The organism is Sphingomonas sp. SORGH_AS_0950, assembly GCF_030818415.1.
In the GTDB taxonomy this organism is placed as follows: domain Bacteria; phylum Pseudomonadota; class Alphaproteobacteria; order Sphingomonadales; family Sphingomonadaceae; genus Sphingomonas.
In genome coordinates this window covers 3,314,363-3,340,379 of sequence record NZ_JAUTAE010000001.1, presented here as the reverse complement: position 1 = coordinate 3,340,379, position 26,017 = coordinate 3,314,363, and the positions used below count along the sequence as shown (strand labels likewise).

Below are 26,017 nucleotides of genomic sequence, written 5' to 3'. Positions count from 1 at the left end.
CGTCCGGATCGGCGGCATAGGGCATGTCGAAATAGCCGAGATCGGGGATCGACAGCACGGTCTTCCACCCGTGATTGGCCTGTCCATGCGCCTCGGCGACGCCGCCTGCGTGCAGGTTGCTCCAGATATTGGTCTGGACCTTCGCGGGCATCCTTGCGGGGTCGGTATGGCCCAGGCCGTCGCTCCACCCCGCGACCGCGATGCCGCGCCTGGCGAGATCGGCCGAGATCCGCTCGATGAAATAGGCGCCCAGCTGCTTGGGTTGCAGACCTGTCCTGGCCATCATCACCTTGCAGGCGGGCGACTGGGTCCAGGCACCCGCCGTCTCGTCCGCGCCGATATGATAGGTGGTCAGTGGCACCCCCGCCGCCTTGTGCAGGCCCGCGATGGCGTCGATCACCGTGTCAATGAAGCGATAGGTGCTGTCGATACAGACGTTCAGCGTGTTGTCGTCATAATGCTGGACGCTGGAATAGCGGGTGGTGTCGCCCGGCTCGACCAGCCGGTAGCGCTCGGCCCCGGCGCGGTCGCCCTTCGCCAGCAGCCGCTGATAGCGCACCTCCATCGACCGGATCGCCGCGCGCGAATGGCCCGGCATGTCGAAGGAGGGGATGACCGCGATCTGCCGCGCGGCGGCGGCGCGCAGGATGTCGGTATAATCGGCGGCGGTCAGATAGCCGTTGCTCGGCGCATCGCGCGCCGGGTCCGCACCGAGCTGGGGCGAGAGACAGGTCTTCTCGCTGAGGTCCTCGCAGCGATAGGCGCCGATTTCGGTCAGTTCGGGCAGCGCCGCGATCTGGAGGCGCCAGCCCTCGTCATCGCCCAGATGCAGGTGCAGCGTGTTGAGCTTGTACGCCGCCATCTGCTCGATCAGCTTGAGGATCTCGGCCTTGCTGTGGAAATTGCGCGCCAGGTCGATGTGCAGCCCGCGAAAGCCGTAGCGCGGCGCGTCCTCGACGATCAGCGGACGCAGGCGCGGGCCCTCCGCCGCCATCTGCTGCGCCAGCGACCGCAGGGCATAGGACGCCCCCGCCGCATCCGCCGCCGCGATGGTCACGCCGCCCTGGCCGATGGTCAGGCGATAGCCCTCCGCCGCCAGCCCCGTCGTCTTGCGGATGGTCAGCGGCACACGGCCCACCGGCAATCCGGCCAGCGCGGGCGCAATGGCGGCGCGAGCGATGCCGTCCGTGGTCACGCGAAGCCCCCCGGACAGATCGACCGGCGCACCGGCGGGCCGCGTGACCGTCATCGGCCTGGGCAGGATCGCCACATCGACCGGGCTCGCCGCCCCCCGCTCGGCATAGAGCGCAAAGGCACGCTCGGGCGTCCGCCACAGCGTCTGGTCGTCGGGCGCGCTGCGGGCGAGCGCGGCCTCGTCGGTCATCGGCGCGACGAAGGGCAAGGTCTCCAGCCCCGTCTCCGCATCGGTCCCCGTCCGGGTCGCCGCGATCACGCGCGGCGCGAGACCGGCGGCGGCCAGCGTGGCGTTGGGCATCATGTGATTGCGCGAGAAGAATGCGCCAAGCCCGGTCAGCTTCACATGATAGACCTGTCCCGGCGTCAGGCTCCGGCCGGGTTTCAGCGTCAGGACGTTCAGGTCGCCATTGATCGTCCGATTGTCGAACAGGTCGCTTTCGACCTTCAGCACCGGGTTGACCAGGCTGTAGCGGATCTCGACCGGCAGGCTGGGCGCGTCCCTGGGCACGGCGATGGCGATATCCGCCTCGAAACAGCGCGGAATGCCGGTGGGACAGGATGCCGGACGGTTGGTCAGGATGGTGTAGCGATAGCCCATCGTCGCGGCCAGCCGGTCCAGATCGGCCTGCGCCGGAGCCACCGCCAGCATCGCGGCCGAAGCCCATAAAGTCATCATCATCTGCCCGTCCCGCTACGCCGTACTGGTATTACATTGGATCATGACAAGGCTGGACGCGCAAGCCAAACACATTCCTTCCCTGCAAGGGGAGGAATGGAATGCCGGGGGTGACGTCGCCCGCCCCACCGCCTATCTCCATCCCATGAAAAAACCCCAGCCGGGTCTGCCGACCCGTGAGCAAATCCTCGCCTTCATCGAACAGTCGGACCAGCCGGCGGGCAAGCGCGAGATCGCACGCGCCTTTGGCCTGTCCGCGCAGGAGAAGATCGGGCTGAAGGCGCTGCTCAAGGACATGGCCGACGAAGGGCTGATCGACAGCGCGCCGGGCCGCGCCTTCCACAAGATGGGCGGCTTGCCCAAGGTGACGGTGCTGCGCGTCGTCGATGTCGATGACGGCGGCAATGTCTGGGGCCAGCCGGAACGCTGGGAAGCGGACGGCGTGCCCATCCCCCGGCTGCGCATCCGCGAACGCAAGCGTGGGCAACTCGGTATCGGCCAGCGGGTGCTGGCGCGCACCGAGGAAGCGGGCGGTGGCTGGATCGCGCATGTCATGAAGACAATCGCGCCCGCCTCCGAACAGGTGCTGGGCGTGCTGCGCGAGGAAGCGGGGCGCTTCTGGCTGACATCCGTCGACAAGAAGGACCGGCGCGAGATGATGGTGTCGGACACCGGCGGCGCGGAAGCGGGCGACCTGGTGCTGGCCGAGAAGGCGGGCCGTCCGCCGCGCATCACCGCGAAGGTGGTCGAGCGGCTGGGCGATCCCTTCGCCCCGCGCAGCTTCTCGCTGATCGCGATCCACAAGTTCGAGATTCCCGACCGCTTCCAGCCCGAAACGCTGGAGGAGGCCGAATGCATCGCGCGCCAGCCACTGGGCGACGACCGCGAGGACTTGCGCGACCTGCCGATCGTCGCGATCGACCCGGTCGACGCACGCGACCATGACGATGCGGTCTGGGCCGCGCCCGACGACGATCCCGCCAACCCGGAAGGCTGGCGCGCCATCGTCGCGATCGCGGACGTCAGCTTCTATGTCCGTCCCGGCTCGGCGATCGACAAGGATGCGCGGCGGCGGGGTAATTCGGTCTATTTCCCCGACCGCGTCGTGCCGATGCTGCCCGAAATCCTGTCGGCGGATGTCTGTTCGCTGAAGGAAGGCGAGGACCGCGCCGCGCTCGCCTGTCACTTGCAGGTGACGAAGGACGGCAAGCTCAAGGGCTTCCGCTTCACCCGCGCGGTGGTGCGGCTGGCAGCGAACATCGCCTATGAAGACGCGCAGGCCGCGATCGACGGCGAGCTGTCGCATCCGCTGACCGAGACGGCGCTGCGGCCGCTCTGGGACTGCTGGGCCGCGCTCGCCAAGGCGCGGGATGCGCGCGAGCCGCTCGACCTCGACCTGCCCGAGCGGCGGGTGGTGCTCGACCAGAATGGCCGCATCCTGTCGGTCGCGCCGCGCGCGCGGCTGGATGCGCATCGGCTGATCGAGGATTACATGATCGCCGCCAACGTCGCCGCCGCCAAGGCGCTGGAGGCGAAGAAGGCGCCCGTCATGTACCGCGTCCATGAGGTGCCCAGCCGCACCAAGCTGGTCGCGCTGAAGGAGTATCTCGAAACCTTCGACATCCCCTTCGCCATGGGCCAGGTGATCCGCCCCGCGACCTTCAACCGCATCATCGACAAGATCGGCGACGCCGACTTCCGCCCGCAGGTGATGGAGCAGATCCTCCGCTCGCAGACGCAAGCCTATTATGCGCCGGTCAATCAGGGGCATTTCGGCCTCTCACTCGGCTCCTATGCGCATTTCACCTCGCCGATCCGGCGCTATGCCGACCTCGTCGTCCACCGGGCGCTGGTGGGGGCGTACAAGCTGGGCGATGGCGGGTTGCTGCCCGAGGGCGAGGAGATGGAGCGGCTGGGCACGTCGATCAGCCAATATGAGCGCCGCGCGATGGAGGCGGAGCGCGAGACGATCGACCGCTATGTCGCGGCGTACCTCGCCGAGCATGTCGGCGAGGTGGTCGAGACGCGGATCACCGGCGTCACCAATTTCGGCTTCTTCGCGACCGTCGATGGCGTAGGCGGCGACGGCTTGATGCCGATCCGCGACCTGGGCGGCGATTACTTCCACTATGACGAAGGCTCGCAGCAACTGCTGGGCGAGAAGACCCGCGAAATCTACAAGCTGGGCCAGCGCCTGCCGCTGCGTCTGGCGGAGGCCAACCCGGTGTCGGGCGCGCTGCGCTTCGAACTCCCCGACGGCAAGGGCGCCAAGCCCGAACCGCGCCGCGTGCTGAAACGGCGCGGTAGGCCCGCGAACATCCGCCACAACGGCAAACGGCGGTAAATCCTCCCCGGCACGGGGAGGATTGGATCGCTCCCCCGCCCCCATGCGTACCCTCCCCATAGGAGACACGCGCATGGGCAATATGGTGGACGGCGTCTGGCACGCCGACGGGCTGTTCAAGTCGGACGAGAAGGGCAGCTTCAAGCGCCCGGACTCCGGCTTCCGCGACTGGGTGACGGCGTATGGAGGCCCGGGCCCCGACGGCCAGCCCGGCCACCGGGCCGAGCCGGGGCGCTATCACCTCTATGTCTCCTATGCCTGTCCCTGGGCGCACCGGACGCTGATCCTGCGCGCGCTGAAGGGGCTGGAGTCGATGATCGACGTGTCGGTCGTCGATCCGCTGATGCGCGAGAATGGCTGGACCTTCGCGACGACACGGGGCGGGACCGGCGACACGCTGCACGGCGCGGACTATCTGTGGCAACTCTATGCCCGCGCGCGCGACGGCTATAGCGGCAAGGTGACGGTGCCCGTCCTGTGGGACAAGGACCGCGACACGATCGTCAGCAACGAGTCTGCCGAGATCATCCGCATGCTGAACGGCGCGTTCGACGGGCTGGGCGCGCTGGAGGGTGACTATTACCCGCCCGAGTTGCGCGGCGAGATCGATGCGATCAATGAAACCGTCTATGACCGGGTCAACAACGGCGTCTACAAATGCGGCTTTGCCAAGAGCCAGGAGGCGTATGACGCGGCGGTCGCCCCGCTATTCGCCGAACTCGATACGCTGGAAGAACGGCTGACAGGGCGCGACTGGCTGGTCGGCGACCGGATGACCGAGGCGGATATCCGGCTGTTCACCACGCTCGTCCGCTTCGATGCGGTCTATCACGGCCATTTCAAATGCAATGTCCGCCGGGTGCAGGACTATCCGGCGCTGGAGGGCCTGCTGGAGCGGATGCTGGCCATTCCGGCGATCGCGGAGACGGTGCATCTGGATCACATCAAGACGCATTATTACGCCAGCCATCTGGAGCTGAACCCGACCGGCATCGTGCCCGCCGGGCCGGACCTGCCCTGGGCGGGATCGGTGCGAGGCTAGCCCCTCTTCTTAAGCCCCTCCCGCAGGCGGGAGGGGTTGGGGAGGGCAGGGAATCTCATAGAGACCATCGCCTGGGGCCCTCCCTCCCCCATCCCCTCCCGCTTGCGGGAGGGGCGTGCCAGGATCAATACGCCCGGCCGATCAGCACCCGCTCCACGCCCGCGCGGCCGGTGAAGATGCAGGGGCCGTCGTCACAACCCGTCTGGCCCATCGGCGCGTTGCGGATGGTCAGCTTCAAGCCCTTCAGCTTCTCGACCACCTGCTCCAGTTCCTCGCCGGTCGGCTTGGCCCAGCGGACATCGACCCAGCCGGGGTTCTTTACGCCGTCGGCGAAATGCGCCTCGACGCCCGCCCAGTCGTCCACGGGGACGATCTGTGCTTTCAGCCGCTCGGCCGACTGGCGATGGAGTTCGCCCTGGATGTCGGTGAGCAGCGCCTCGATCCCCGACACGAAGTCACCGCGCGGGCTTACGACCGAGTCCAGCTTGCCGTCCTCGCGGTACAGCCGGTCGCGGCGGATCACCGAGACGTTACCGCCCGCCATGTCGCGGCCGCCGACCTCGATGATGACCGGCGCGCCCTTCTTGACCCATCCCCAGCGCTTGTTGGCAGCTTTTTGCGCGCGCGCATCGACCATGGCGCGGATCGGCTCGCCAAGCGCCGACTGGCCCACGAGTTCCTTCTGCAGATCACGGCAATAGGCGAGCAGCGCCTCGTCCTCGGGCTGGTCGCGCAGCATCGGCACGATCACCACCTGCCACGGCGCGACCTTGGGTGGCACGCGCATCCCGTCATCGTCGCCGTGGACCATGATCATCGCGCCGATCGTGCGCGTGGTCATGCCCCAGCTGGTGGTCTGAGCATAATCCAGTCCGCCTTCGGCATTCTGGAAGCGGATATTCTGCGCCTTGGCGAAATTATCGCCCAGGAAGTGGCTGGTCGCGGTCTGAAGCGCCTTGCCGTCCTGCATCATCGCCTCGATCGAATAGGTCGAGACCGCGCCGGGAAAGCGCTCATTCTCGGGCTTCTCGCCCGCGATCACATGGACGCCCAGGCAGTCCTCGGCGAAGCTGCGATAGACTTCCAGCATCTGGATCGTCTCGGCGCGCGCCTCGTCCACCGTGGCATGGGCGGTATGCCCCTCCTGCCACAGGAATTCGGCGGTGCGCAGGAACATGCGGGTGCGCATTTCCCAGCGGACGACATTGGCCCACTGGTTGATCAGCACCGGCAGGTCGCGCCACGACTGCACCCAGCGGGCAAAGGCGGTGCCGATCACAGTCTCGGACGTCGGGCGCACGACCAAAGGCTCTTCCAGCTTGGCCTCGGGATCGGGGACCAGCCCGCCATTGCCGTCCGCGATCAGCCGGTGATGCGTGACGACCGCCATCTCCTTGGCGAAGCCGTCGACATGCTCGGCTTCCTTTTCGAAATAGGACAGCGGGATGAAGAGCGGGAAATAGCAATTCTCATGCCCCGTCGCCTTGATGCGATCATCGAGCAGCCGCTGGATCCGCTCCCAGATGCCATAGCCCCAGGGGCGAATGACCATGCAGCCCCGGACACCCGATTCCTCGGCCAGATCGCCCTCGGCGATGACGGACTGATACCAGGCGGAGAAATCCGCGTCGCGGGTGACGGACAGAGCGTGCTTCATGCCCGCCCGATAGCGGCAAAGACCCGGTTTCGCCAAGCCGCTACGCACCGCAGGGCATCGACAATCAGAAAAGCAGGAAAATCCAGGACCAGGACAGGGTCGCAATGAACAGGATGACCAAAAGGGCCATTCTCGGCTTCATCCGCCCGTTGTCGCGCACGACTTCATCAGTCTTTTTCGATAGATGCGAACCATATTCGCCATCCCTTCCTTGCGAACGCGCCGACAAGTCGTGAATGTCCACGCGCCCTTCATGCTGATCGATCATATCCCCCGCCGCTCATCTCTGGTATGAAAACAAGGATGTATGGCATAATGGCCATATGTCATCGCCGTCATCATAAGCGGCCGGATATTGCGTTTACATCATCCATTTGTGGTATGTCGCGTAAAGGAATTTCCGATAGCGACCGCTTCATGGTCGACCCAAGGCTTCTGGACGAAATATATGCGACGGTTGCCGATCCCAATCGCTGGCCGCAACTTCTCGAAAATCTCTCGAGACACTTCGGTGCTCGCTGCGCCTGCCTGTTTGCCACTTCGGAATGGCAGAATTTATTCATCATGTCATTGAGACATGATGATTTCTTCCAACGCTATATCGATCAGGGGTGGATGGAGCCCAATGTCAGAGCCGCGCCGCTCGTCGCCGAACACGCGCCCCGGTTCCGTACCGACAGCGACCTGCATCATCCGGACATGATGGCCACTCTCCCGGTCTATCGCGACTTTCTGATCCCCGAGGGATATGCGATCGGCGCCGGGACCGTCATCCAGGGCGTGGCGGACAAGATGATCACCGTCACGCTGGAGGGTTTTGCCAGCGAAGCCAGTGCCCGCGCCGCCCTGCCTCAGCTGGATCGGCTGCGCCCTCACCTGGCGCGCGCAGCCAGCCTTTCGATGCAGATGAACCAGGTCGCCGCCCAGGCGACGGTCGATGCGCTCGACCTGCTCAACACCCCCGCCGCCGTCATCGAACGCAGCGGACGGCTGCGCGCCCATAACCGACAATTCGAGGTCGGGATGGGCGATCGTATCACGACGTTCCAGGGGCGGATTCGCTTTCGGAACACCGCCATCGATGCCAAGATCCGAAGGGCATTGGCCGCCAGCCGTACCGATGCGGTGGTCAGCGCGACGATCCTGCTGGACGCCCATGCCATGATGCCGCCCTGTGCCCTCCATTTCATCCCGCTGCGCCAAATGGCCAGGTCGCGTTTCGACGCCGACGGCTTCATCATCATAGCTGCCGACCCTGCCAACCGGTCCGTCCCGAAGGCGGGGCTGCTCAAACTGCTGTTCGACCTGACCCCGGCGGAAGCGATGCTGGCGGTCGAACTGGCGGCCGGTCGATCGCTGCAGGAGGCGGCGATCATCCGCGGCATCAGCTATGCGACCGCGCGCACGCATTTGCGCTCCATATTCGGCAAGATCGGTTGCACCCGCCAAAGCGAACTGGTTGCCATGCTCTGCCACCCCGCCCTGTCGGTGGGCCAGGCCACGCCATAGCCCGGTCATAGGGCGGCCCCAGACCGGCCTCGCCCATTGCCGTTTATGAAATGCTCTTCTAAGCGCAGGGTCATGACCGGCGACCGCGTGCTCAAAGGCATCGGCCTGCGCCTGATCGCCATCTTCTTCCTGTCGACCATGTCGGCGCTCGTGAAGCTGGCCGAGTCGCGTGGGGCGACCTTGTCCGAAACCATGTTCTTCCGACAGCTTTGCGCGCTGCCGGTCGTGCTCGCCTTCGTCATGGCGGGGCCGGGGCTGGCGTCGCTGCGCACCACCCGGCTGAAGGGTCATGCCAAGCGGGCGATGGTCGGGCTGGTCGGCATGGTCTTCACCTTTGGGGCGGTCATGCTGCTGCCGCTGGCCGAGGCGACGACCTTCCAGTTCACCGTGCCGATCTTCGCCACCTTGCTCGGCGCGCTGGTGCTGGGGGAGAAGACCGGGTTGCAACGGTGGAGCGCGGTGCTGGTCGGCTTTGCGGGGGTGCTGCTCGTCGTGCGACCGGGGGCGAGCGACATGTCGATGTTCGGGGCGGGCGTCGGGCTGATGGCGGCGATGTTCGTGGCGATCGTCGCGATCGTGCTGCGCCAGTTGCGCGACGAGCCCGCGACCACGACCGTCTTCTACTTCACCATCCTGACCCTGCCCTTCATCGCCCTGCCCTATGCCTTCCACCTGAAGATGCATGATCCGCTGACCTGGGTGGTGCTCGTCTCGATCGGGCTGGCGGGCGGCATGGGGCAGCTGGCGCTGACCGGCGCATCGCGGCTGGCCCCCGTCGCCGCCGTCGTGCCGATGGACTATTCGGGCCTGATCTGGGCGACCGTCTATGGCTGGCTCATCTTCGGGGCCTTGCCCACGGCCGGAACCTGGCTGGGCGCCCCGGTCATCATCGCCAGCGGATTGTTCATCGTCTGGCGCGAGCAGCGGCTGGGCAAGCAACAGACGATTTCCGCCGCCGCGGAAGATTGACGTTATTCCTCCCCTGCAAGGGGAGGTGGCAGGCCGAAGGCCTGACGGAGGGGTGTCCCGCCATCGACAGGGCGACACCCCTCCGACGCGCTGCGCGCGCCACCTCCCCTTGCAGGGGAGGAATTGTTCACCGCACCTCCCACCGCGTGGGCGCATTTTCCTGCCACCCCGCGCGGTGGAGCAGCGGGGTATCGTCGTCCCACTCGGCATGACCCAGGCACAGATAGGCGGTAAAGCTCCAGTCCTCCGGCACCTCGAAGATCCGCTCCATGGCGGCGGGGTCGAGGATCGAGACCATTCCCATGCCCAGATTGGCCGCCCGCGCCGCCAGCCAGAGCGTGTGGATCGCCATCGCGGTCGACTGACGCAGCGTTTCGGGCATGGTGCGGCGACCCAGACCATGCCCCTCCGCCGGATCGACATGGGTGAAGACCGCCAGTTGCACCGGCGCGGCGTCCAGGCCCGCCAGTTTCAGCGCGCGATACGCCGCAGCCTGTTCGTCGGCATAATCGGCCGCCGCCTCTTCGTCGCAGCGTTGGAAATCGGCGCGGACGGCGGCGCGCAATGCGGGGTCCTCGACGCGGATCACCCGCCATGGCCGGGCATTGCCGACCGAGGGGGCCAGCGCCATCGCCTCGGCCAGCCGCGCCAGCACCGCCTCGTCGATCGGATCGGTGCGAAAATGGCGGACGTCGCGGCGCCAGCGCAGGATCGTCTCCAGCGTCGTCGCGTCGCTTGTCTCAAAGCGCATGCTCGTCCCTTTTCCGCCCCGGAGCATCCTGCCCCGCTTGCGCGTTGCAGCACCAGGCTTCAATCGATTTATCTGTCATGAACAAGGAGACCAAACGGCTGTGAGCGAACGGAAATTGATGCTGCTCGGCTGGATCGCGACCGCCACGGCGGTGGCCATGTATCTGTCCTATATCGACCAGATCCAACTCAATCTGGCGGGCCAGAAGGGTTCGGTGATTCAGCCGCTGGCGACGATGGTGAACTGCTCGCTCTGGGTCGCCTATGGGTTTTTGCGCGAGAAGCGGGATTGGCCGATCGTCTTCGCCAATGCGCCCGGCGTGATCCTGGGCGGGATTTGCCTGTTCACGGCGCTCTAGCGATGTCGCCCCAGCGAAGGCTGGGGCCTTTGGCGACGGAAGCTGACGATCGCCAGAGATCCCGGCCTGCACCGGGATGACGATGCCCCCGCGCCACCGCTCGGGCGGCGCGGGGAACAGCCGATCAGGCCGCCTTGTCCTTCCACACCAGCACGGGCTTGCGCGCGGCGAGCGTCTCGTCGAGGCGCGCGCGCGGCGCGAAGTGCGGTGCGGTCTTGAGCGACTGGTCGCCCGCCTTGGCGCGTTCGGCCACCGACGCCAGCGCGCCGATGAACTGATCGAGCGCGGCCTTGGATTCGGTCTCGGTCGGCTCGACCAGCATCGCGCCGTGGACGACCAGCGGGAAATACATGGTCATCGGGTGGAAGCCCTCGTCGATCAGCGCCTTGGCGACGTCGATCGTCGAGAAGCCCTCGGCCAGCCCCTCGTCCGAGAAGATGGCTTCGTGCATGCACGGGCCGCTCTTGGCGAAGGGGGCGTCGAGCGTGCTCTCCAGCGAGCGCAGGACATAATTGGCGTTGAGCACCGCATCCTCGGCGACCTGGCGCAGGCCGTCGGCGCCGTGGCTGAGGATATAGGTCAGCGCGCGGGTGAACATGCCCATCTGGCCGTGGAAGGCGACCATGCGGCCGAAGCTGTGGGCATGATGGTCCTCGGCATTTTCTTCCTCGACCAGCCGGAAGCCCTCGGCCGTCTTCTCGACGAAGGGCAAAGGCGCGAACGGCGTCAGCGCTTCCGAGAACACCACCGGCCCCGAACCCGGCCCGCCGCCGCCATGCGGGGTCGAGAAGGTCTTGTGCAGGTTGATGTGCATCGCATCGACGCCCAGATCGCCCGGACGCACGCGCCCGACGATGGCGTTGAAGTTTGCGCCGTCGCAATAGACATAGCCGCCCGCCGCATGGACCGCGTCGGAAATGTCCTTCAGATCACGCTCGAACAGGCCGCAGGTGTTCGGGTTGGTGATCATCACGCCCGCCACGTCCGGTCCCAGCCGCGCCTTCAGCGCATCGGTATCGACGCGGCCATCGGCGGTCGCGGGAATGTCCTCGACCGAGAAGCCCGCGAATGCCGCCGTCGCCGGGTTGGTGCCGTGTGCAGATTCGGGGACCAGGATCACCTTGCGATGGCCCTCGCCGCGCTTCTCCAGCGCCGCCTTGATCGCCAGAATGCCGCACAGCTCGCCATGCGCGCCCGCCTTGGGGCTCATCGCGACCGAGGTCATGCCGGTCAGCGTGACCAGCCAGTGCGCCAGCTGGTGAATGACCTCCAGCGCGCCCTGCACCGTGTCGACGGGCTGGAGCGGGTGAACGTCGCTGAAACCGGGCAGGCGGGCCATCTTCTCGTTCAGGCGCGGATTGTGCTTCATCGTGCACGAACCCAGCGGGAACAGCCCCAGGTCGATCGCGTAATTCTGACGCGACAGACGGGTGTAGTGGCGGACCGTCTCCGGCTCCGACAGGCCGGGCAGGCCGATCGGCGCCTTGCGGCTCAGATCACCCAGACGCGAACCCGCGACATCGCCCTCGGCGAAGTCGACGCCGGTGGTCTCGGCATCGCCAATCTCGAAGATCAGCTTTTCCTCGAGCATCAGCGCGCGGTTGCCGGTGAAGGTCGCCTGCGCTTCGCCGTCCTTGGCCTCGGGGCTCGTGGGCTTCCAGCCGCTCTGGTTGATCGTCATGCCAGCACCTCCTCAAGCGCTTGGGCAAGCGTCTCGATATCCTCCGCCGTCACCGTTTCGGTGACCGCCACCACCAGTCCATTCGCGAGTGCATCCTCGCCCGGATAGAGCCGCCCGAGCGACACGCCCGCCAGCACGCCGCGTTCGGCCAGCGTCCGCACGATCGGACGTGCCTCGCGGCCCAGGTCCAGCGTGAACTCGTTGAAGAACACGTCGTTGACCAGCTTGACGCCGGGCACCTTGGCCAGACGGTCCGCCGCGCGGCAGGCATTGGCATGGTTGATCCCCGCCATCCGGCGCAGACCCGCTTCGCCCAGCAGCGTCATGTGGATCGAGAAGGCGAGCGCACACAGCCCCGAATTGGTGCAGATGTTCGACGTCGCCTTTTCGCGGCGGATATGCTGCTCGCGGGTCGACAGCGTCAGCACGAAGCCGCGCTTGCCGTCCGCGTCCACCGTCTCGCCACAGAAGCGGCCGGGCATCTGGCGGATATACTTATCCTTGCAGCCCATCAGGCCCACGTAAGGACCACCGAACTGAAGCCCGACGCCCAGCGACTGGCCTTCGCCGACGACGATGTCGGCGTCCATCTCGCCCGGCGAGCGGATCGCACCCAGCGCGACCGGCTCGGTCACGACGGCGATCAGCAGCGCCTTCTTGGCGTGGCAGGCCTCGGCCAGCGGGGTCAGGTCGGCGATGCGGCCGAGAATGTCCGGATACTGGACGACGACGCAGGACGTGTCGCCGTCGATCGCCGCGATCATCTGGTCGATATCGGTATCGGCGGTCAGGACGGGTGTGCCGGTTTCCAGCGTGTCGCCGGTATACTTCGCCATGGTCTTGGCGACCGAGACGTAATGGGGGTGCAGGCCCGAGGACAGGATCGCCTTGGACTTCTTGGTGATGCGCCGCGCCATGCCGATCGCTTCCCAGCAGGCGGTCGAGCCGTCATACATGGAGGCGTTGGCGACATCGGTGCCGAGCAGACGCGCGACCTGCGTCTGGAACTCGAACAGCATCTGCAACGTGCCCTGCGCGATTTCCGGCTGATAGGGCGTATAAGCAGTCAGGAACTCGCCGCGCTGGATCAGGTGATCGACGCTGGCGGGGACATGATGGCGGTACGCGCCGCAGCCCAGGAAGAAGGGCACGTCGCCCGCCACGGTGTTCTTGCGCGCGAGCGCGGTCATGTGCCGTTCGACCGCCAGTTCGGACGCGTGGTTGGGCAGCCCCTCGATGGGGCCGGACAGGCGGGCGGATTCGGGCACGTCGACGAACAGGTCGTCGACCGATCCCGCGCCGATGACCGAGAGCATCTCGGCCCGGTCGGAAGAGGTAAGGGGCAGGTAGCGCATGCGTTCCATTTCTCCGCCCCTCACCCCGAAAACCTCGCGGATCGAGGGGTCATTGCCCTTCCCTTCTTCTCCCCTCCGCAGGCGGAGGGGTCGGGGGAGGGCAGTCGGCTTCAACAAGCCTGATGATCGGGGGAGAGCGAGTCCCCTCCCCCAGCCCCTCCCGCCTGCGGGAGGGGAGTAGGAAGGTTAGAGCTTCGCGACGAACGCGGCGTAGGCGGTTTCGTCCATCAGGCCGTCCAGCTCCGACGCGTCCGACAGGGTGATCTTGAAGAACCAGCCCTCGCCTTCGGGATCGGTGTTGACCAGCGCGGGCTCGTCGGACAGCTGGGCATTGCCCTCGATCACGGTGCCCGAGACGGGCGCATAGACGTCCGAGGCGGCCTTGACCGACTCGACCACGGCGGCCTCGTCACCCTTGGACAGCTCGCGGCCTTCCTCGGGAACGTCGACGAACACGATGTCGCCCAGCGCGCCCTGCGCGTAATCGGAGATGCCGACCGTGCCGACATCACCGTCGACGTCGATCCACTCATGATCTTCGGTGAAATAGCGGCTCATGGTCACTTGGCTCCTGAACGAACGTAACGATGGGGGACGAACGGCATCGCCGTGACGGTGGCGTCATGGGTCTTGCCGCGCTGAAGCAGTTTGAGGGCCGTGCCGGGCGTCGCCAGCTCGGTCGGCACATAGGCCATGGCGATCGGCGCGCCCATCGACGGGGCGAAGCCGCCGCTCGTCACGCGGCCGATGACCGATCCGTCCTCGGCGACCACCGACGCGCCCTCGCGCACCGGCTGGCGGCCCGCGACGGTCAGGCCGACACGCTTGACGGCGGGACCGTTCTCGCGCTCGGCGAGGATGCGCTCCGCACCCAGAAAGTCCGCCGCCTCGCGGCGCTTCTTGGCGAGCGCGAAGCCCAGATCCGCCATCACCGGCGTCGTCTCGGGGTCGAGGTCATGGCCGTAGAGCGGCAACCCCGCCTCCAGACGCAGCGAGTCGCGCGCGCCCAGGCCGATCGGCTTCACCTCCGCCTGCTCGCACAGCAGGTCGGCGAATGCGGCGGCATGCTCGGCGGGGATCGAGATTTCGTAACCGTCCTCACCGGTATAGCCCGAGCGGCTGATCCACAGCGGCACGTCGTTCCACACGAAGTCGGCGGCGGTCATGAACACCAGAGCCTCGACGCCCGGCACGATCCGCGCCAACGCATCGACCGCCTTGGGCCCCTGGAGCGCCAGCAGCGCCTGCTCGTCGAGCAGGTTCAGCGTCGCATCGTCGGGAATGAAGTCGAGCAGATAGGCGATGTCGTCATACTTCGTCGCGCCGTTGACGACCATGTACAGCTCTTCCGCACCATCGAGGGTGCGCTTCGTCACCATCAAGTCGTCGAGGATGCCGCCCTCTTCGTTCAGCAGCAGCGAATAGCGATTTTTGCGATCGCCGAGCCCAGCGATGTCGCCCGGCAGGACCTTTTCCAGCGCGGTGATGACCGGGGCCAGACCATTGTCGCCGTTGAAGACCACCTGCCCCATATGGCTGACGTCGAACAGCCCGGCCGACTCGCGGGTCCACAGATGCTCGGCCATGATGCCTTCATACTGGACCGGCATCTCATAGCCCGCGAACGGGACCATCCGGCCGCCGCGCGCGCGGTGCCAGGCGTCCAGCGGCAGCGTCTGGATGATCTCCTGACCCTCGGGGGCGTCTTCTACGTTAAGGTCGGTTGCGTCGCTCACGGGGCCGGTCTCCGTCAAAAGGGTGTCGGCTAGGGACGCGTGTCTCCTACCCGATCCGATCCCCCTCTGTCACGGAACCTGAGAGCTTTCGCCGGAAATTCCGGCTTACCCCTTCGGTGGCGCCGCGACCGGGGTCGAGGCGCGCTTTCCAGAGTGTCGATGGCGATCGCGCGGTCCCATTTGCCTGAGAGATTCCGGGGTGGTTGCTCCTTCGGCGGCCGGGTCTTGCCATCTGAAAGATGCACCCGGCGCTCTCCCGCGCGCGCCTATGTCGGACATGTCCGACATCGACGCCGCGCCCTCTGCCGACAGGGGGTGCCCAAGTCAATCGGGGAACGGTGGCGGATGCGATCAATCTTGTGGATTGTATCCCCTATTCCTCCCCTGCAAGGGGAGGTGGCAGGCCGAAGGACTGACGGAGGGGTGTACCCGCCGCGACGGCATCCTGCACGCGCAAGCGGCGACACCCCTCCACCAGCTTCGCTGGTCCCCCTCCCCTTGCAGGGGAGGAATACGACGTTAGCGCGTCGCGTTATACTTCAGCTGCGCCTCGGTCAGCTGGAACCCGACCAGCGCCTCGAAGCTGGCGCTCGCCACCGCCTGGCGGATCTCGGGCTGGCTCAGCGGATCGACCGCCGCGTCCTCGTCGCCCGCCTTGCGGCGACGGGTCAGCTTTTCGCGGACCTCGTCGGGCAGGGTCGCGGCGGCGCGCGCGATGGTGGTGGAGGCCTCGCCCGCCACCTGGCCGCGCGCCTGGCCCGCGTCGAAATGGACCGACACGCGGCTCACCCGCTTGGCGACGACATTGGTCCCGCCGCGCACGATCGCGATATAATAGGGCAGCGTCACGTCGCGCGCCGCCGCCGTGTCGGTGCGCCGCGCCTCGACGTTGAAGGTCACGGTGGTGACGATGTCGCTGCCCACATCGGCGCAGGTCGAGCGGACATCGGTCATATTGGCGACCAGATCGATCGCCCCCTCGTCGGTCGCGCCCGGCGTCTTGAACAGCGTCACGTCGCCGGTGCCCGCCGCCACGCCCACCACCGGGCAAGCCGAGCGGACGGCGGTGATCCCGCCCGAGGCATCGATCTCACCGGTGCGGGCGCAGCCCCCCAGCACGAGCGCAAGGGCAACGGGCGCCAAGACGGAAACGGGGAGCGATGCTTTCACAGGTCGAAACGCCTATTCTGGATGCCGAAGCAGGATGCCGGTTTGGCCGCCAGCATAGGAACCGGGTTGGACGCGCGCAAGCAATGGCGTAGAGCCGCAGCATGACCGATGCCCTGAAGCCGCCGCTCGACCTGTTGATCGCCGCCCCGCGCGGCTTCTGTGCGGGCGTCGACCGCGCCATCCGCATCGTCGAGCTGGCGCTCGAAAAACATGGCGCGCCCGTCTATGTCCGGCACGAGATCGTCCACAACAAGTTCGTCGTCGACAGCCTGAAGGCCAAGGGCGCGATCTTCGTCGAGGAACTGGACGAGGTGCCGCCGCATGCGCATGTCGTCTTCTCCGCGCACGGGGTGCCCAAGTCGGTGCCCGCCGATGCCGAGAGCCGGGGCCTCGATTATCTCGACGCCACCTGCCCGCTGGTGTCCAAGGTCCATCGCCAGGCCGAGCGGCTGGTCGAGATGGGTCGTCACATCGTCTTCATCGGCCATGCGGGCCACCCCGAGGTCATCGGCACCTTCGGCCAGGTGCCGCCGGGCTCGATGTCGCTGGTCGAGACGGTCGCCGATGTCGAAGCCTTCGCCCCCGCCGATCCCGACAATCTGGCGTTCCTGACCCAGACCACCCTGTCGGTCGACGACACCGCCGCGACGATCGAGGCGCTCCAGCGCCGCTTCCCCAGCATCCAGGCGCCGCGTGGCGAGGATATCTGCTACGCCACCTCCAACCGCCAGGCCGCGGTCAAGGCGATCGCCGCCGAATGCGACGCGGTGCTGGTGATCGGTGCGCCCAATTCGTCCAACTCGCTGCGACTCGTCGAGGTCGCCGAGCGGGCGGGCAAGCGCGCCCAGTTGATCCAGCGCGCCGCCGATCTCGACTGGGCGTTCCTCGACGGGGTCAGGACGCTGGGCCTGACCGCCGGGGCCTCCGCGCCCGAGCTGCTGGTCCGCGAGCTGGTCGACCGGCTGTCGGAACGCTTCACCGTCACCGAACGCGAGGAAGAGACGACGCGCGAGACGATCGCGTTCAAGCTGCCGCGCGGCCTGGAAGCGGCCGCCTGAACCATGGCCGTCTATACGCAGGTTTCGGCCGAGGCGCTGTCGGCGTTTCTGGCACGCTATGACGTGGGCGAGCTGATCTCCGCCAAGGGGATCGCCGAGGGCGTCGAGAACAGCAACTATCTGGTCGACACCACGACCGCGCGCTTCATCCTGACCCTGTACGAAAAGCGCGTGGCGGCGGGCGATTTGCCCTTCTTCCTCGCGCTGCTCGACCATCTGGCGGCCAAGGGCCTGGCCGTGCCGCCCGCGATCAAGGACCGGCAGGGCGTCGAGATCCAGGAACTGGCGGGCCGCCCCGCCTGCCTGATCCAGTTCCTGACCGGCGTGTCGCTGTCGCACCCGACCCCGGCGCAGGCGCTGGCGGCGGCGGACGCGATGGGCGCGATGCACCGGGCGGTGGCGGACTTCCCGCAAAGCCGCGCCAATTCGATGGGCCATGCCAGCTGGCACCCGCTGTTCGAACAATGCGGCCGCGACCTCGACCGGATCGAACCGGGCCTGCACGACGCGATGGGCGAAGCGCTCGACACGGTGCTGGACGGCTGGGAGAGCCAGGCGCTCGACGCCTGCGTCATCCATGCCGACCTGTTCCCCGACAATGTGCTGGTGCTGGGCGATCAGGTCACCGGCCTGATCGACTTCTATTTCGCCTGCACCGACTACCGCGTCTATGACCTCGCCGTCATGCACTCGGCCTGGAGCTTCGACGCGGCCGGTAAGACCTATGCACCCGAAATCGGCGCGGCGCTGATCGAAGGATATGAGCGCCACTTCCCGCTGTCCGACACCGAGCGCGCGGCCTTCGCGAAGCTGGCGATGGGCGCGTGCCTCCGCTTCGCGCTGTCGCGGGCCTGGGACTGGCTGAACACCCCGGCCGATGCGCTGGTGACGCGCAAGGATCCGCTCGCCTATTGGCGGCGCTATATCGCCTATCGCGACGGAAAGGCCGGACTGTGACCCCCGTGGAGATCGCCACCGACGGCGCGTGCAAGGGCAATCCCGGCCCCGGCGGCTGGGGCGCGCTGATCCGGTCGGGCGCGCATGAGAAGGAATTGTCGGGCGGCGAGCCGCTGACCACCAACAACCGCATGGAGCTGATGGCGGCGATCGAGGCGCTGAACGCGCTCAAGCGCCCCTGCGCGGTGACGCTGTCGACCGACAGCCGCTATGTGATGGACGGCCTGACCAAGTGGATCCATGGCTGGAAGCGCAATGGCTGGCGCACGGCGGACAAGAAGCCGGTCAAGAATGCCGAACTCTGGCAGGCGCTGGTCGCGGCGGCGGAGCGGCACCAGATCGAGTGGAAATGGGTGAAGGGCCATGCCGGCCACCCCGACAATGAACGCGCCGACAAGCTGGCGAGCGATGCGGCGGAGACGTTTCGCAAATAGCCGCTTCCGGGCGGCGCGGGTCTATCGCGAGAACCGCGCCGCCGCATAGCGCGCCGCATCCACGCCGCCCGGCATATCCCCCTCGCCCAGCAGCAGCGCCGCCGCCATGCGCGATGCGGCAGGCGCGGTCTGGATGCCGAAGCCGCCCTGCCCCGCGCACCAGAAGAAGCCCGGCACCTTGGCGTCGAAGCCATAGACCGGCGCACGGTCGGGGGCGAAGCTGCGCAGCCCCGCCCAGCGGCGCTCGACCGCCGCGACGCGCCAGTCGACCACCTTTTCCAGCCGGTCGATGGCGACCGCCACGTCCCATTCCTCGGGCGCGATGTCGCAGGGGATGCTGGGCGTCTCGTCATGCGGGGTCAGCCACAGCCGCCCGCCCGCCTCGGGCTTGAAATAGAATCGGCCGTTGATGTCGATGACATGCGGCAGGCCGGACGGCGCGGGCGGATCGGTGCGCAGCTGCATCATCGTCCGGCGATAGGGCGTGATGCCGACCGGGGCGGCCCCCGCGATCCGCGCGACCTCGTCCGCCCAGGCCCCCGCTGCGTCGACCAATATCTGCGCCTCGACCGGCCCGGCGCGCGTCTCCAGATGCCATAGCCCGTCGCGGCGTTCGGCGGCGACCAGCGCGGCATCGGTCCTCAGCACCGCCCCCGCGCCCTTCGCCGCCGCCAGGAAATCGGCGTGGAGCGCGGCCACGTCGATATAGGCGCAGCTCGGCTCCCAGATGCCCTGCACCCATTCGGGGCGAAGGCCGGGGATGCGCGTGGCGGGATCGACCGGCGACAGGTCCACCCCGCTGCCCGCGAAATCGCCGAGCAACCGCTCGATCTGCGCCGAATCCTCCGCGCGGCCGACGTGAAGCGAGCCGAGCGGGGTCAGATACCCGCCGTCGCGCAGCGGCGCGCCGGAGGCGGTGGTCAGCGGCTGGACCGCCGGGCCGCCATAGGTTTCCGACCAGAAGGCCGCCGAGCGCCCGGTCGCATGGCGTCCGGGCATGTCCTCCGCCTCGAGCAGGATGACGCGCGCACGCGATCCGATCGCTGCCGCCAGGCTCGCCCCCGCCATGCCCGCGCCGACGATCGCGATGTCATGGCTCATGCGGCGACCCCGGCCAGGAACGCATCGATCGCCTCCAGCGCGCGCAGCCGCACCGGGTCCGCCTCGCGCAGCAGCTCATGCGCCGCCTCGTCGCCGAAGCGGACCGTGCGCGCACCGATCCGGGCGGCGACCCGCGCCGCGACGCGCGAATCGACCAGCCGGTCGGCCTCGGCGATCAGCATCAGCGTCGGCAGGCCCAGCCGGTCGAGCCGGGGATCGCGCGACAGCCCCCGGATCGAGCGCGATGCCTCCGCCAGCCATCCCCAGCTCGGCGGCCCCAGCGCCAGCTCGGGCATCCGCGCGTACCAAAAGGCCTCGTCCTCGTAACGCGTGACGTCATGGGTCAGGTTGCGCTGGCGGGTATGGCGGCCCGCCCCGTCATCGGCGCGCCAGATCGCACGCTCGCCCCGGCCGAGCGCCGCCATCGCACGGATAAGGATCGCCCCCAGCAGCGCGCCGGTCGGCAGGCGAAGCCCCAGCATCGGCGAGACCAGCACCAGGGCATCGGGATCGACCGCCCCCTCGACCGAGGCGCGCAACGCCAGATGCCCGCCCATCGAATGGCCGAGCAGGACATGGCGAAGCCTCGCGCCGTCCTCGCCCCGCCATTGCCGCCAGAAGCTGTGCAGGTCCGCGACATAGACCGAGAAATCGGCGCCATGCCCGACATGCCGGTCGGCGAGCAGGCGTCCCGATCCCCCCTGCCCGCGCCAGTCGAACGCGGTGACGCTCCAGCCGCGTGACACCAGATGCGCGAAGACCTCCAGATATTTCTCGATCATGTCGGCGCGTCCCGTCTGGAACAGCAACCGGCCGACCGGCCGCGCCGCCACCCAGTCGAACCGGCGATGCGCCCAGCCGTCGGGCGCGGTCCAGTGCGACAGCTGCGCATCCGCGGGGAAGGATCGGCGAAGGGCAAAGGCGTCGGTCATCCGCCTCCCGGTTACGGTTTAGAAAGCCCTGCCGTCTAGGTGGTTCTACGATGGAATGGACCATTGTCCGTATCGCGCTGATCGGTGCGCTGACCCTGTTGCTGGTGGCGGCGGGGATCGAGGATGCGCGCACTCGCGAGATCGCCGACCGCAAGAACGCCGCCATCGCGCTGCTCGCGCCGCTCTGGTGGTGGGCGTCGGGACTGTCGGTCTGGCCCGATATCGTGGTGCAGCTGGCGGTCGCGGGCCTGGTCTTCCTGCTGTTCGCGCAGGCGTTTCGGGTCGGCATGATGGGCGGCGGCGACGTGAAGATGATCGCCGCGCTGGCGCTATGGCTGCCGCTGCAACCGCTGTTCCGGATGCTGCTGATCATGTCGATCGCGGGCGGCGTGGTGACCTTCGCCATGATTCTCGACCATCGGTTGCGGCGTCGGCGCCAGGGCGCGGGGCGGCGCGGCCGATCGAGGTTCCCTATGGCGTGGCGATCGCGGTGGCGGGGCTGATGATCCTGCGGGAACCGATATTTAACCCATTCAATCATACCTGATTTTCCTGAACAGGCCGGGCAGAGGGCTCGGCGACGAGGCCAAGAGCGCGGGATGGACAGTCGCAAATTGTTACTGGTGTTGGGCGCGTTGGTGGTCGCGGGGATGACCGCGCTGTTCGCCCGGACCATCACGTCGGGCAGCAGCGCGCCGCAGGCCGCCGCCGCCGTCATCGTCGCGCCCGCCGAATCGGGCCCCGAGGTGCTGGTCGCGACCCGCACCCTGCCGGTCGGCACGATCATCGACCCGACCGCGCTGAAATTCCAGCCCTGGCCCAAGGACATGGTCCAGGGTGCCTATTATGTGAAGGGCCAGGCCGATCCCACCAAGCTGCAGGGCACGGTGCTGCGCTATGCGATCACCGCCGGGCAGCCGCTGACCCAGGGGTCGGTGGTGCCGCCGGGCGACCGTGGCTTCCTGGCTGCGGCACTCACGCCGGGCATGCGCGCGGTGACGGTGCCGGTATCGGCGCAGACGGCGGTGGCGGGCTTCGTCTTTCCCGGCGACCGCATCGACATGGTGCTGACCCAGGATGTCGCGGGCGGCGGCGACGGCCCCCCGCTGAAGGTGTCGGAGACGATCATGCGCAACGTCCGCGTGCTCGCCACCGACCAGAGCACCGACCATCAGGCGGGCTCGGACGGCAAGACGGCGGTCCACCCCTTCACCACCGTCACCGTCGAGACGACGCCGAAAATGGCCGAACAGCTCGCCGTGGCGCAGACGGTCGGCACGCTGTCGCTGTCGCTGCGCGCACTGGCCGACCAGCCCGACCGAAGCGCAGGCGCGAGCCAGCCGATGATCGACCGCGCCTCCTATGTCACCGGCGGCGACGTGTCGCGCTATCAGCGCCGGACGGTGCCCGGACGCCAGGCCAATGCCGGGCCCGATCACGGCACGATCCCGATGCCCGGCGGCGCGATGCCCGTGGCGGGCAGCGCGGGTGCGGGCGCGATCACGGGCATGGGCGCCCCGGTTCGCGAAGGCGGCGTGCAGGTCACGCGCGGCCATGGTTCGGGCGATTCGGGTCCGTCCACAGCTGGAAGGATGAATTGAACATGGCGTCCCGGTCCATCCTGGCGGGCTCGGCACGCGCCGCCGCCCATATGCTGATCCTCTCGCCGCTGCTCCTCGCCCCCGCGCCATCCGCCGCCGCCGATCCGGAAGGCTCCACGGTCGTCAGCGACGGGTCGGGCGCGATGGAGATCAACACCGGGCGGGCGCGCCTCATCACCCTGCGCCGTCCGATGACCGATCTGTTCGTCGCCGACGACAGCATCGCCGACGTCCAGGTCCGCTCGCCCACCCAGCTCTATATCTATGGCAAGAAGCCGGGCGAAACGACCATCTCGGCCACCGGGCGCGGCGGGGCGGTCGTCTATTCGGCGACGGTGCGGGTCGGCAACAACACCGATTCGATCGGCCGGATGCTGCGGCTGGCCATGCCGGAGGCCAAGATCGCCGCCACGCCGATCAACGGCATGATCCTGCTGACCGGCACCGTCGCCTCCCCCGACGATGTCGCCGAGGCGGAGCGGCTGGTCCAGGCCTATGTCGGCAAGGACACCCGGATCATCAGCCGGCTGAAGACCGCGACCCCGCTTCAGGTGAACCTCCAGGTCCGCATCGCCGAGGTCAGTCGCAGCTTCGTCAAGACGATCGGCGTCAACCTGCTGAGCCGCGACAATAGCGGCGGCTTCCTGTTCGGCGTCGCGTCGGGCCGCAATGCCGGGACGATCAGCGACGTCACCGATCCGACCACGGGGCAGATCATCGGCACCCGCTATGGCTTCACCTCGGGCGACGCGCGGACGTCGGTGGGGCTGGCCGGACGGGTGCTGGGGATGAACCTGCTCGCCGCGATCGATCTGGGCGAGACGCTGGGCCAGGTCTCGACGCTGGCCAATCCCAACCTGACCGCGCTGTCGGGCGAGACCGCGACCTTCCTGGCGGGGGGCGAGATCCCCATTCCGCTGACCAGCGGCTTCGGCGCGGTGTCGGTCGACTATAAGCAATATGGCGTCAGCCTGTCCTACACGCCGACGGTGCTGTCCGACTGCCGGATCTCGCTGCGCGTCCGGCCCGAAGTCTCGCAAATCTCGTCGGTCGGGTCGGTCCGGATCAACGGCACCTCGATCCCCGCTCTGTCCACCCGCCGCGCCGAGACGACGCTGGAGCTGGGGTCGGGGCAGAGCATGATGATCGGCGGGCTGTTGTCCAACACCCATGACAACAGCATCGAAAAGGCGCCGTGGCTGGGCGACCTGCCGCTGATCGGCTCGCTGTTCCGGTCCAACGCGTTCAAGCGCAACGAGACCGAGCTGGTCATCATCATCACCCCCTATCTGGTCAAGCCGGTCGATTCCCCCTCGGACATCGCCCTGCCGACGGACGGCCAGCGCCCGCCCAACGATGCCGAGCGCGTCCTGCTGGGACGGGTCGCCGCCGGGTCCGGAGAGCCGCGTCCCGTCCCCACCATGGCCCCGCCGGTCCAGGGTCGCCCCGTATCCGGCGCCGCCGCGCCGGTCGGAGCCGCGCCCGCCGCCCGGCCCGGCAAGGCCGTTCCCATGCCGGGCTTTTCCGAATGATCGCCCGCCCAAGGATGCCCCGCCCCATGCGCCGCGCCCCGCTTTGCCTGACGTCCCTCGGCCTGCTGCTGTCCGCCTGTAACGCCGGCGGCCAGCACGGGCTGGAAACCGCGCATCAGCCGGTCGTGTCGCAGACCGACTATGCGCTCGACCTCGCCGTGTCGCGCGGGCAACTGGCGACCGACGAGGATCACCGCCTCGACGGCTGGGCGCGCAACCTGCGGCTGGGTTATGGCGACCGCGTGACTGTCGAGGACCCGGCGGGCGAGGCCCCCGGCGCCTATCGCCAGGTCGCGGCGGTGATCGGCGCCTATGGCCTGCTGCTCGGCCCGTCCTCGCCCATCGCGCAGAGCCCGGTCGCGCCCGCGACGATCCGCGTGATCGTGACCCGCGCCCGCGCGACGGTGCCCGGCTGCCCCGACTGGCGCAGCGATCTGGCCCCCGACTGGAGCGGCGACACCTCGTCCAACCATGGCTGCGCGATCAACCGTAATCTGGCGGCGATGGTCGCCGATCCTCGGGAACTGGTCCGCGGCACCGACGGCCCCGCCACCGCCGACCCGCGCTCCGCCACCCGCGCGATCGTCGCGATGCGGCGGGCGGGCACAACGGGCACGGGCGGCACCACGCTGCGCGATCCCAACGCGACCGCAAGCAGCGGCCCCGCGCCGACCAGCAGCGGAGAGCCCCAGTGAACGCCCCCTGGAATCCCCAACGCGCGCTGAAGCGCGACCCGTTCCAGGCCTATGTCTGCGACGACTGGGCGGCCGAGGCGATCCGCCCGATCGCCGACGAACAGGGATGGTCGCCGGACAAGGTCTTCAAGACCGGCATGCGCGGTGCGATCCAGTCGCTGGCGGTGTCGGCCAGCCCGCAGATCCTGCTGGTCGACCTGAGCGACACCGACGATGCGGTGGGGGAGATCAACAATCTGGCCGAGGTGTGCGAACCCGGCACGATCGTCATCGCGATCGGGCAGGTCAACGACGTGCGCCTGTATCGCACGCTGATGAACAGCGGCATCCATGATTATCTGCTCAAGCCGCTGAGCGCCGATCAGCTTCGCGACACGCTCGAACAGGCGCGTGCGATCCTGCACGCCCCCCGCCCCGCCGACCAGACGCCCGAGCGGGCGCATTGCGGCGTCGCGGTGATCGGCGTGCGCGGCGGCATCGGCGCCTCGACCATCGCCACCTCGCTCGGCTGGCTGATGGCGGAGCGGCTGGGGCGTTCGACCGCGCTGCTCGACCTGGACGTGCATTTCGGCACCGCCGCGCTCTCGCTCGACCTGGAGCCGGGACGCGGACTGGTCGACGCGATCGACAATCCCAGCCGGATCGACGGGCTGTTCCTGGAACGCGCCATGGTCAAGGCGTCGGAGCGGCTGGCCATCCTGTCCGCCGAGGCGCCGATCAGCGCGCCGATCCTGACCGACGGCATCGCCTTCGCCCAGTTGCAGGAGGAGATGCGGCTGACCTTCGAGACGACGCTGGTCGACCTGCCGCGCGACATGGCCCTGCAACAGCCGATGCTGCTGAACACCGCCCAGACCGTGGTGCTGGTGACCGAACTCACCTTGGCCGCCGCGCGCGACACGATCCGCATGCTCGCCTGGCTGAAGCTCAACGCGCCGCAGGCCGCCGTCCTGCTCGTCGCCAACCGGGTCCAGCCCGCCGCGCTCTGCGAGATCGCGCAAAGCGATTTCGAGGGGTCGATCGAGCGCCCCGTCGATGTCCTCATCCCCTATGACCAGAAACTGGTCGTGCAGGCCGCCAAGCTGGGCAAGCCGATCGCCGAACTGGGCAAGTCCTCGCGCACCGTCGCGCCGATGATCGCCATGGTCCAGCGCATCTGCGCCTCCACGGAGGACGGCGCCGCCGCCCCGGCGCGGCGCGGGCTGTTCGACCGGTTCGACTTCAAGGCGCTGCTGTCGAAGCGCGCCGGGACGGCCTGACCG

23 protein-coding genes, 1 pseudogene and 1 riboswitch are annotated in these 26,017 nt (G+C 68.0%); of the genes and pseudogenes, 13 read left to right on the top strand and 11 right to left on the bottom strand.

Translation table 11 applies throughout. The annotated features are described in order from the left end of the window. Window positions 1-37 precede the first annotated feature (37 nt). Window positions 38-1,795 (bottom strand): annotated as a pseudogene (locus tag QE385_RS15095) (family 20 glycosylhydrolase); the annotation flags it as partial. A 223-nt stretch (window positions 1,796-2,018) separates the two neighbouring features. On the opposite strand from QE385_RS15095, the gene rnr reads away from it, so the two are divergent. Next, window positions 2,019-4,217 (top strand): ribonuclease R, encoded by a 2,199-nt coding sequence (gene rnr / locus QE385_RS15090; RefSeq protein ID WP_307103195.1) that lies wholly within the window; start codon window positions 2,019-2,021, stop codon window positions 4,215-4,217. A 73-nt stretch (window positions 4,218-4,290) separates the two neighbouring features. Continuing rightward, window positions 4,291-5,259 (top strand): glutathione S-transferase family protein, encoded by a 969-nt coding sequence (locus tag QE385_RS15085; RefSeq protein ID WP_307103193.1) that lies wholly within the window; start codon window positions 4,291-4,293, stop codon window positions 5,257-5,259. Window positions 5,260-5,383: 124 nt separating this feature from the next. On the opposite strand, the gene proS is transcribed toward QE385_RS15085, so the two are convergent. Together proS and QE385_RS15075 are read right to left on the bottom strand one after the other, a co-directional pair. Next, complete coding sequence (proS, locus tag QE385_RS15080; RefSeq protein WP_307103192.1) at window positions 5,384-6,916, bottom strand: proline--tRNA ligase; 1,533 nt, start codon at window positions 6,914-6,916, stop codon at window positions 5,384-5,386. A gap of 64 nt (window positions 6,917-6,980) precedes the next feature. Then, window positions 6,981-7,184 carry a hypothetical protein gene (locus QE385_RS15075; protein ID WP_307103191.1) on the bottom strand — a complete coding sequence of 68 codons (204 nt, stop codon included), beginning with the start codon at window positions 7,182-7,184 and terminating at the stop codon, window positions 6,981-6,983. A 47-nt stretch (window positions 7,185-7,231) separates the two neighbouring features. On the opposite strand from QE385_RS15075, the gene QE385_RS15070 reads away from it, so the two are divergent. Together QE385_RS15070 and QE385_RS15065 are read left to right on the top strand one after the other, a co-directional pair. Continuing rightward, window positions 7,232-8,425 (top strand): helix-turn-helix transcriptional regulator, encoded by a 1,194-nt coding sequence (locus QE385_RS15070; protein WP_307103189.1) that lies wholly within the window; start codon window positions 7,232-7,234, stop codon window positions 8,423-8,425. A 72-nt stretch (window positions 8,426-8,497) separates the two neighbouring features. After that, window positions 8,498-9,394: a DMT family transporter gene (locus tag QE385_RS15065; protein ID WP_307103186.1), complete on the top strand. Its 897-nt coding sequence runs from the start codon at window positions 8,498-8,500 to the stop codon at window positions 9,392-9,394. Window positions 9,395-9,521: 127 nt separating this feature from the next. Here QE385_RS15065 and bluB read toward each other — a convergent pair whose 3' ends face one another. Continuing rightward, window positions 9,522-10,145 (bottom strand): 5,6-dimethylbenzimidazole synthase, encoded by a 624-nt coding sequence (bluB, locus tag QE385_RS15060; RefSeq protein WP_307103184.1) that lies wholly within the window; start codon window positions 10,143-10,145, stop codon window positions 9,522-9,524. Window positions 10,146-10,263: 118 nt separating this feature from the next. Here bluB and QE385_RS15055 point away from each other — a divergent pair, with 118 nt between their 5' ends. After that, the gene (locus QE385_RS15055; protein ID WP_042484722.1) at window positions 10,264-10,503 is read left to right on the top strand and encodes a SemiSWEET family transporter; all 240 of its coding nucleotides are present in this window, start codon (window positions 10,264-10,266) and stop codon (window positions 10,501-10,503) included. Window positions 10,504-10,627: 124 nt separating this feature from the next. Here the strand turns inward: QE385_RS15055 and gcvPB are convergent, their stop codons facing one another. The 5 genes from gcvPB to QE385_RS15030 form a co-directional block, all read right to left on the bottom strand. After that, on the bottom strand, window positions 10,628-12,184 hold the full coding sequence (gene gcvPB / locus QE385_RS15050) for an aminomethyl-transferring glycine dehydrogenase subunit GcvPB (RefSeq protein WP_307103182.1): 1,557 nt from the start codon (window positions 12,182-12,184) through the stop codon (window positions 10,628-10,630). Continuing rightward, window positions 12,181-13,539, bottom strand: a complete 1,359-nt coding sequence (gcvPA, locus tag QE385_RS15045) for an aminomethyl-transferring glycine dehydrogenase subunit GcvPA (protein WP_307103180.1) — start codon at window positions 13,537-13,539, stop codon at window positions 12,181-12,183. The genes gcvPB and gcvPA overlap by 4 nt, the downstream gene beginning before the upstream one ends. A gap of 186 nt (window positions 13,540-13,725) precedes the next feature. Beyond that, window positions 13,726-14,097: a glycine cleavage system protein GcvH gene (gene gcvH, locus QE385_RS15040; protein WP_307103178.1), complete on the bottom strand. Its 372-nt coding sequence runs from the start codon at window positions 14,095-14,097 to the stop codon at window positions 13,726-13,728. 2 nt (window positions 14,098-14,099) lie between these two features. Further along, the gene (gene gcvT / locus QE385_RS15035) at window positions 14,100-15,275 is read right to left on the bottom strand and encodes a glycine cleavage system aminomethyltransferase GcvT (protein ID WP_307103176.1); all 1,176 of its coding nucleotides are present in this window, start codon (window positions 15,273-15,275) and stop codon (window positions 14,100-14,102) included. A 161-nt stretch (window positions 15,276-15,436) separates the two neighbouring features. Further along, window positions 15,437-15,544: riboswitch (glycine riboswitch) on the bottom strand. A gap of 250 nt (window positions 15,545-15,794) precedes the next feature. After that, window positions 15,795-16,418, bottom strand: a complete 624-nt coding sequence (locus QE385_RS15030; protein WP_307103174.1) for a hypothetical protein — start codon at window positions 16,416-16,418, stop codon at window positions 15,795-15,797. A 128-nt stretch (window positions 16,419-16,546) separates the two neighbouring features. Here QE385_RS15030 and ispH point away from each other — a divergent pair, with 128 nt between their 5' ends. The 3 genes from ispH to rnhA are packed head-to-tail and all read left to right on the top strand — an operon-like array spanning window position 16,547 to window position 18,894. Next, window positions 16,547-17,503, top strand: coding sequence for a 4-hydroxy-3-methylbut-2-enyl diphosphate reductase (ispH, locus tag QE385_RS15025; RefSeq protein ID WP_307103172.1), 957 nt, complete (start codon window positions 16,547-16,549; stop codon window positions 17,501-17,503). A gap of 3 nt (window positions 17,504-17,506) precedes the next feature. Next, window positions 17,507-18,460 (top strand): homoserine kinase, encoded by a 954-nt coding sequence (thrB, locus tag QE385_RS15020; protein WP_307103171.1) that lies wholly within the window; start codon window positions 17,507-17,509, stop codon window positions 18,458-18,460. After that, window positions 18,457-18,894, top strand: a complete 438-nt coding sequence (rnhA, locus tag QE385_RS15015; RefSeq protein ID WP_307103169.1) for a ribonuclease HI — start codon at window positions 18,457-18,459, stop codon at window positions 18,892-18,894. Before thrB ends, rnhA begins: the two co-directional genes overlap by 4 nt. A gap of 21 nt (window positions 18,895-18,915) precedes the next feature. On the opposite strand, the gene QE385_RS15010 is transcribed toward rnhA, so the two are convergent. Both QE385_RS15010 and QE385_RS15005 read right to left on the bottom strand, forming a co-directional pair. Next, window positions 18,916-19,995: an FAD-binding oxidoreductase gene (locus QE385_RS15010; RefSeq protein ID WP_307103167.1), complete on the bottom strand. Its 1,080-nt coding sequence runs from the start codon at window positions 19,993-19,995 to the stop codon at window positions 18,916-18,918. Next, window positions 19,992-20,927, bottom strand: coding sequence for an alpha/beta fold hydrolase (locus tag QE385_RS15005; protein ID WP_307103165.1), 936 nt, complete (start codon window positions 20,925-20,927; stop codon window positions 19,992-19,994). The genes QE385_RS15010 and QE385_RS15005 overlap by 4 nt, the downstream gene beginning before the upstream one ends. Window positions 20,928-20,977: 50 nt before the next feature. Here QE385_RS15005 and QE385_RS15000 point away from each other — a divergent pair, with 50 nt between their 5' ends. The 5 genes from QE385_RS15000 to QE385_RS14980 all read left to right on the top strand — a co-directional run bounded on the left by QE385_RS15000 (window position 20,978) and on the right by QE385_RS14980 (window position 26,014). Next, a complete protein-coding gene (locus QE385_RS15000; RefSeq protein WP_373424680.1) occupies window positions 20,978-21,430 on the top strand; it encodes a prepilin peptidase in 453 nt (150 codons plus the stop codon). Between the two features lie 96 nt (window positions 21,431-21,526). Continuing rightward, on the top strand, window positions 21,527-22,528 hold the full coding sequence (cpaB, locus tag QE385_RS14995) for a Flp pilus assembly protein CpaB (protein WP_307103162.1): 1,002 nt from the start codon (window positions 21,527-21,529) through the stop codon (window positions 22,526-22,528). Between the two features lie 2 nt (window positions 22,529-22,530). Further along, a complete protein-coding gene (locus tag QE385_RS14990) occupies window positions 22,531-24,060 on the top strand; it encodes a type II and III secretion system protein family protein (RefSeq protein ID WP_307103159.1) in 1,530 nt (509 codons plus the stop codon). Between the two features lie 26 nt (window positions 24,061-24,086). Then, entirely contained in the window at window positions 24,087-24,755 is a 669-nt protein-coding gene (locus QE385_RS14985) for a CpaD family pilus assembly lipoprotein (protein WP_307103157.1), read from the top strand. Beyond that, window positions 24,752-26,014: a pilus assembly protein CpaE gene (locus QE385_RS14980; RefSeq protein WP_307103155.1), complete on the top strand. Its 1,263-nt coding sequence runs from the start codon at window positions 24,752-24,754 to the stop codon at window positions 26,012-26,014. The genes QE385_RS14985 and QE385_RS14980 overlap by 4 nt, the downstream gene beginning before the upstream one ends. Window positions 26,015-26,017: the final 3 nt, after the last annotated feature.

Bases quoted from the DNA above. Each gene is read 5' to 3' on its own strand.
- gcvH (WP_307103178.1), bottom strand. From the start codon at position 14,097: ATGAGCCGCTATTTCACCGAAGATCATGAGTGGATCGACGTCGACGGT.
- QE385_RS15085 (WP_307103193.1), top strand. From the start codon at position 4,291: ATGGGCAATATGGTGGACGGCGTCTGGCACGCCGACGGGCTGTTCAAG.
- QE385_RS15000 (WP_373424680.1), top strand. From the start codon at position 20,978: ATGGAATGGACCATTGTCCGTATCGCGCTGATCGGTGCGCTGACCCTG.
- rnr (WP_307103195.1), top strand. From the start codon at position 2,019: ATGAAAAAACCCCAGCCGGGTCTGCCGACCCGTGAGCAAATCCTCGCC.
- QE385_RS15010 (WP_307103167.1), bottom strand. From the start codon at position 19,995: ATGAGCCATGACATCGCGATCGTCGGCGCGGGCATGGCGGGGGCGAGC.
- QE385_RS15055 (WP_042484722.1), top strand. From the start codon at position 10,264: ATGCTGCTCGGCTGGATCGCGACCGCCACGGCGGTGGCCATGTATCTG.
- proS (WP_307103192.1), bottom strand. From the start codon at position 6,916: ATGAAGCACGCTCTGTCCGTCACCCGCGACGCGGATTTCTCCGCCTGG.
- cpaB (WP_307103162.1), top strand. From the start codon at position 21,527: ATGGACAGTCGCAAATTGTTACTGGTGTTGGGCGCGTTGGTGGTCGCG.
- gcvPA (WP_307103180.1), bottom strand. From the start codon at position 13,539: ATGCGCTACCTGCCCCTTACCTCTTCCGACCGGGCCGAGATGCTCTCG.
- QE385_RS14990 (WP_307103159.1), top strand. From the start codon at position 22,531: ATGGCGTCCCGGTCCATCCTGGCGGGCTCGGCACGCGCCGCCGCCCAT.
- ispH (WP_307103172.1), top strand. From the start codon at position 16,547: ATGACCGATGCCCTGAAGCCGCCGCTCGACCTGTTGATCGCCGCCCCG.
- QE385_RS15065 (WP_307103186.1), top strand. From the start codon at position 8,498: ATGACCGGCGACCGCGTGCTCAAAGGCATCGGCCTGCGCCTGATCGCC.
- bluB (WP_307103184.1), bottom strand. From the start codon at position 10,145: ATGCGCTTTGAGACAAGCGACGCGACGACGCTGGAGACGATCCTGCGC.
- QE385_RS14985 (WP_307103157.1), top strand. From the start codon at position 24,087: ATGCGCCGCGCCCCGCTTTGCCTGACGTCCCTCGGCCTGCTGCTGTCC.
- QE385_RS15005 (WP_307103165.1), bottom strand. From the start codon at position 20,927: ATGACCGACGCCTTTGCCCTTCGCCGATCCTTCCCCGCGGATGCGCAG.
- QE385_RS15070 (WP_307103189.1), top strand. From the start codon at position 7,232: ATGGCCATATGTCATCGCCGTCATCATAAGCGGCCGGATATTGCGTTT.
- gcvPB (WP_307103182.1), bottom strand. From the start codon at position 12,184: ATGACGATCAACCAGAGCGGCTGGAAGCCCACGAGCCCCGAGGCCAAG.
- thrB (WP_307103171.1), top strand. From the start codon at position 17,507: ATGGCCGTCTATACGCAGGTTTCGGCCGAGGCGCTGTCGGCGTTTCTG.
- QE385_RS15075 (WP_307103191.1), bottom strand. From the start codon at position 7,184: ATGATCGATCAGCATGAAGGGCGCGTGGACATTCACGACTTGTCGGCG.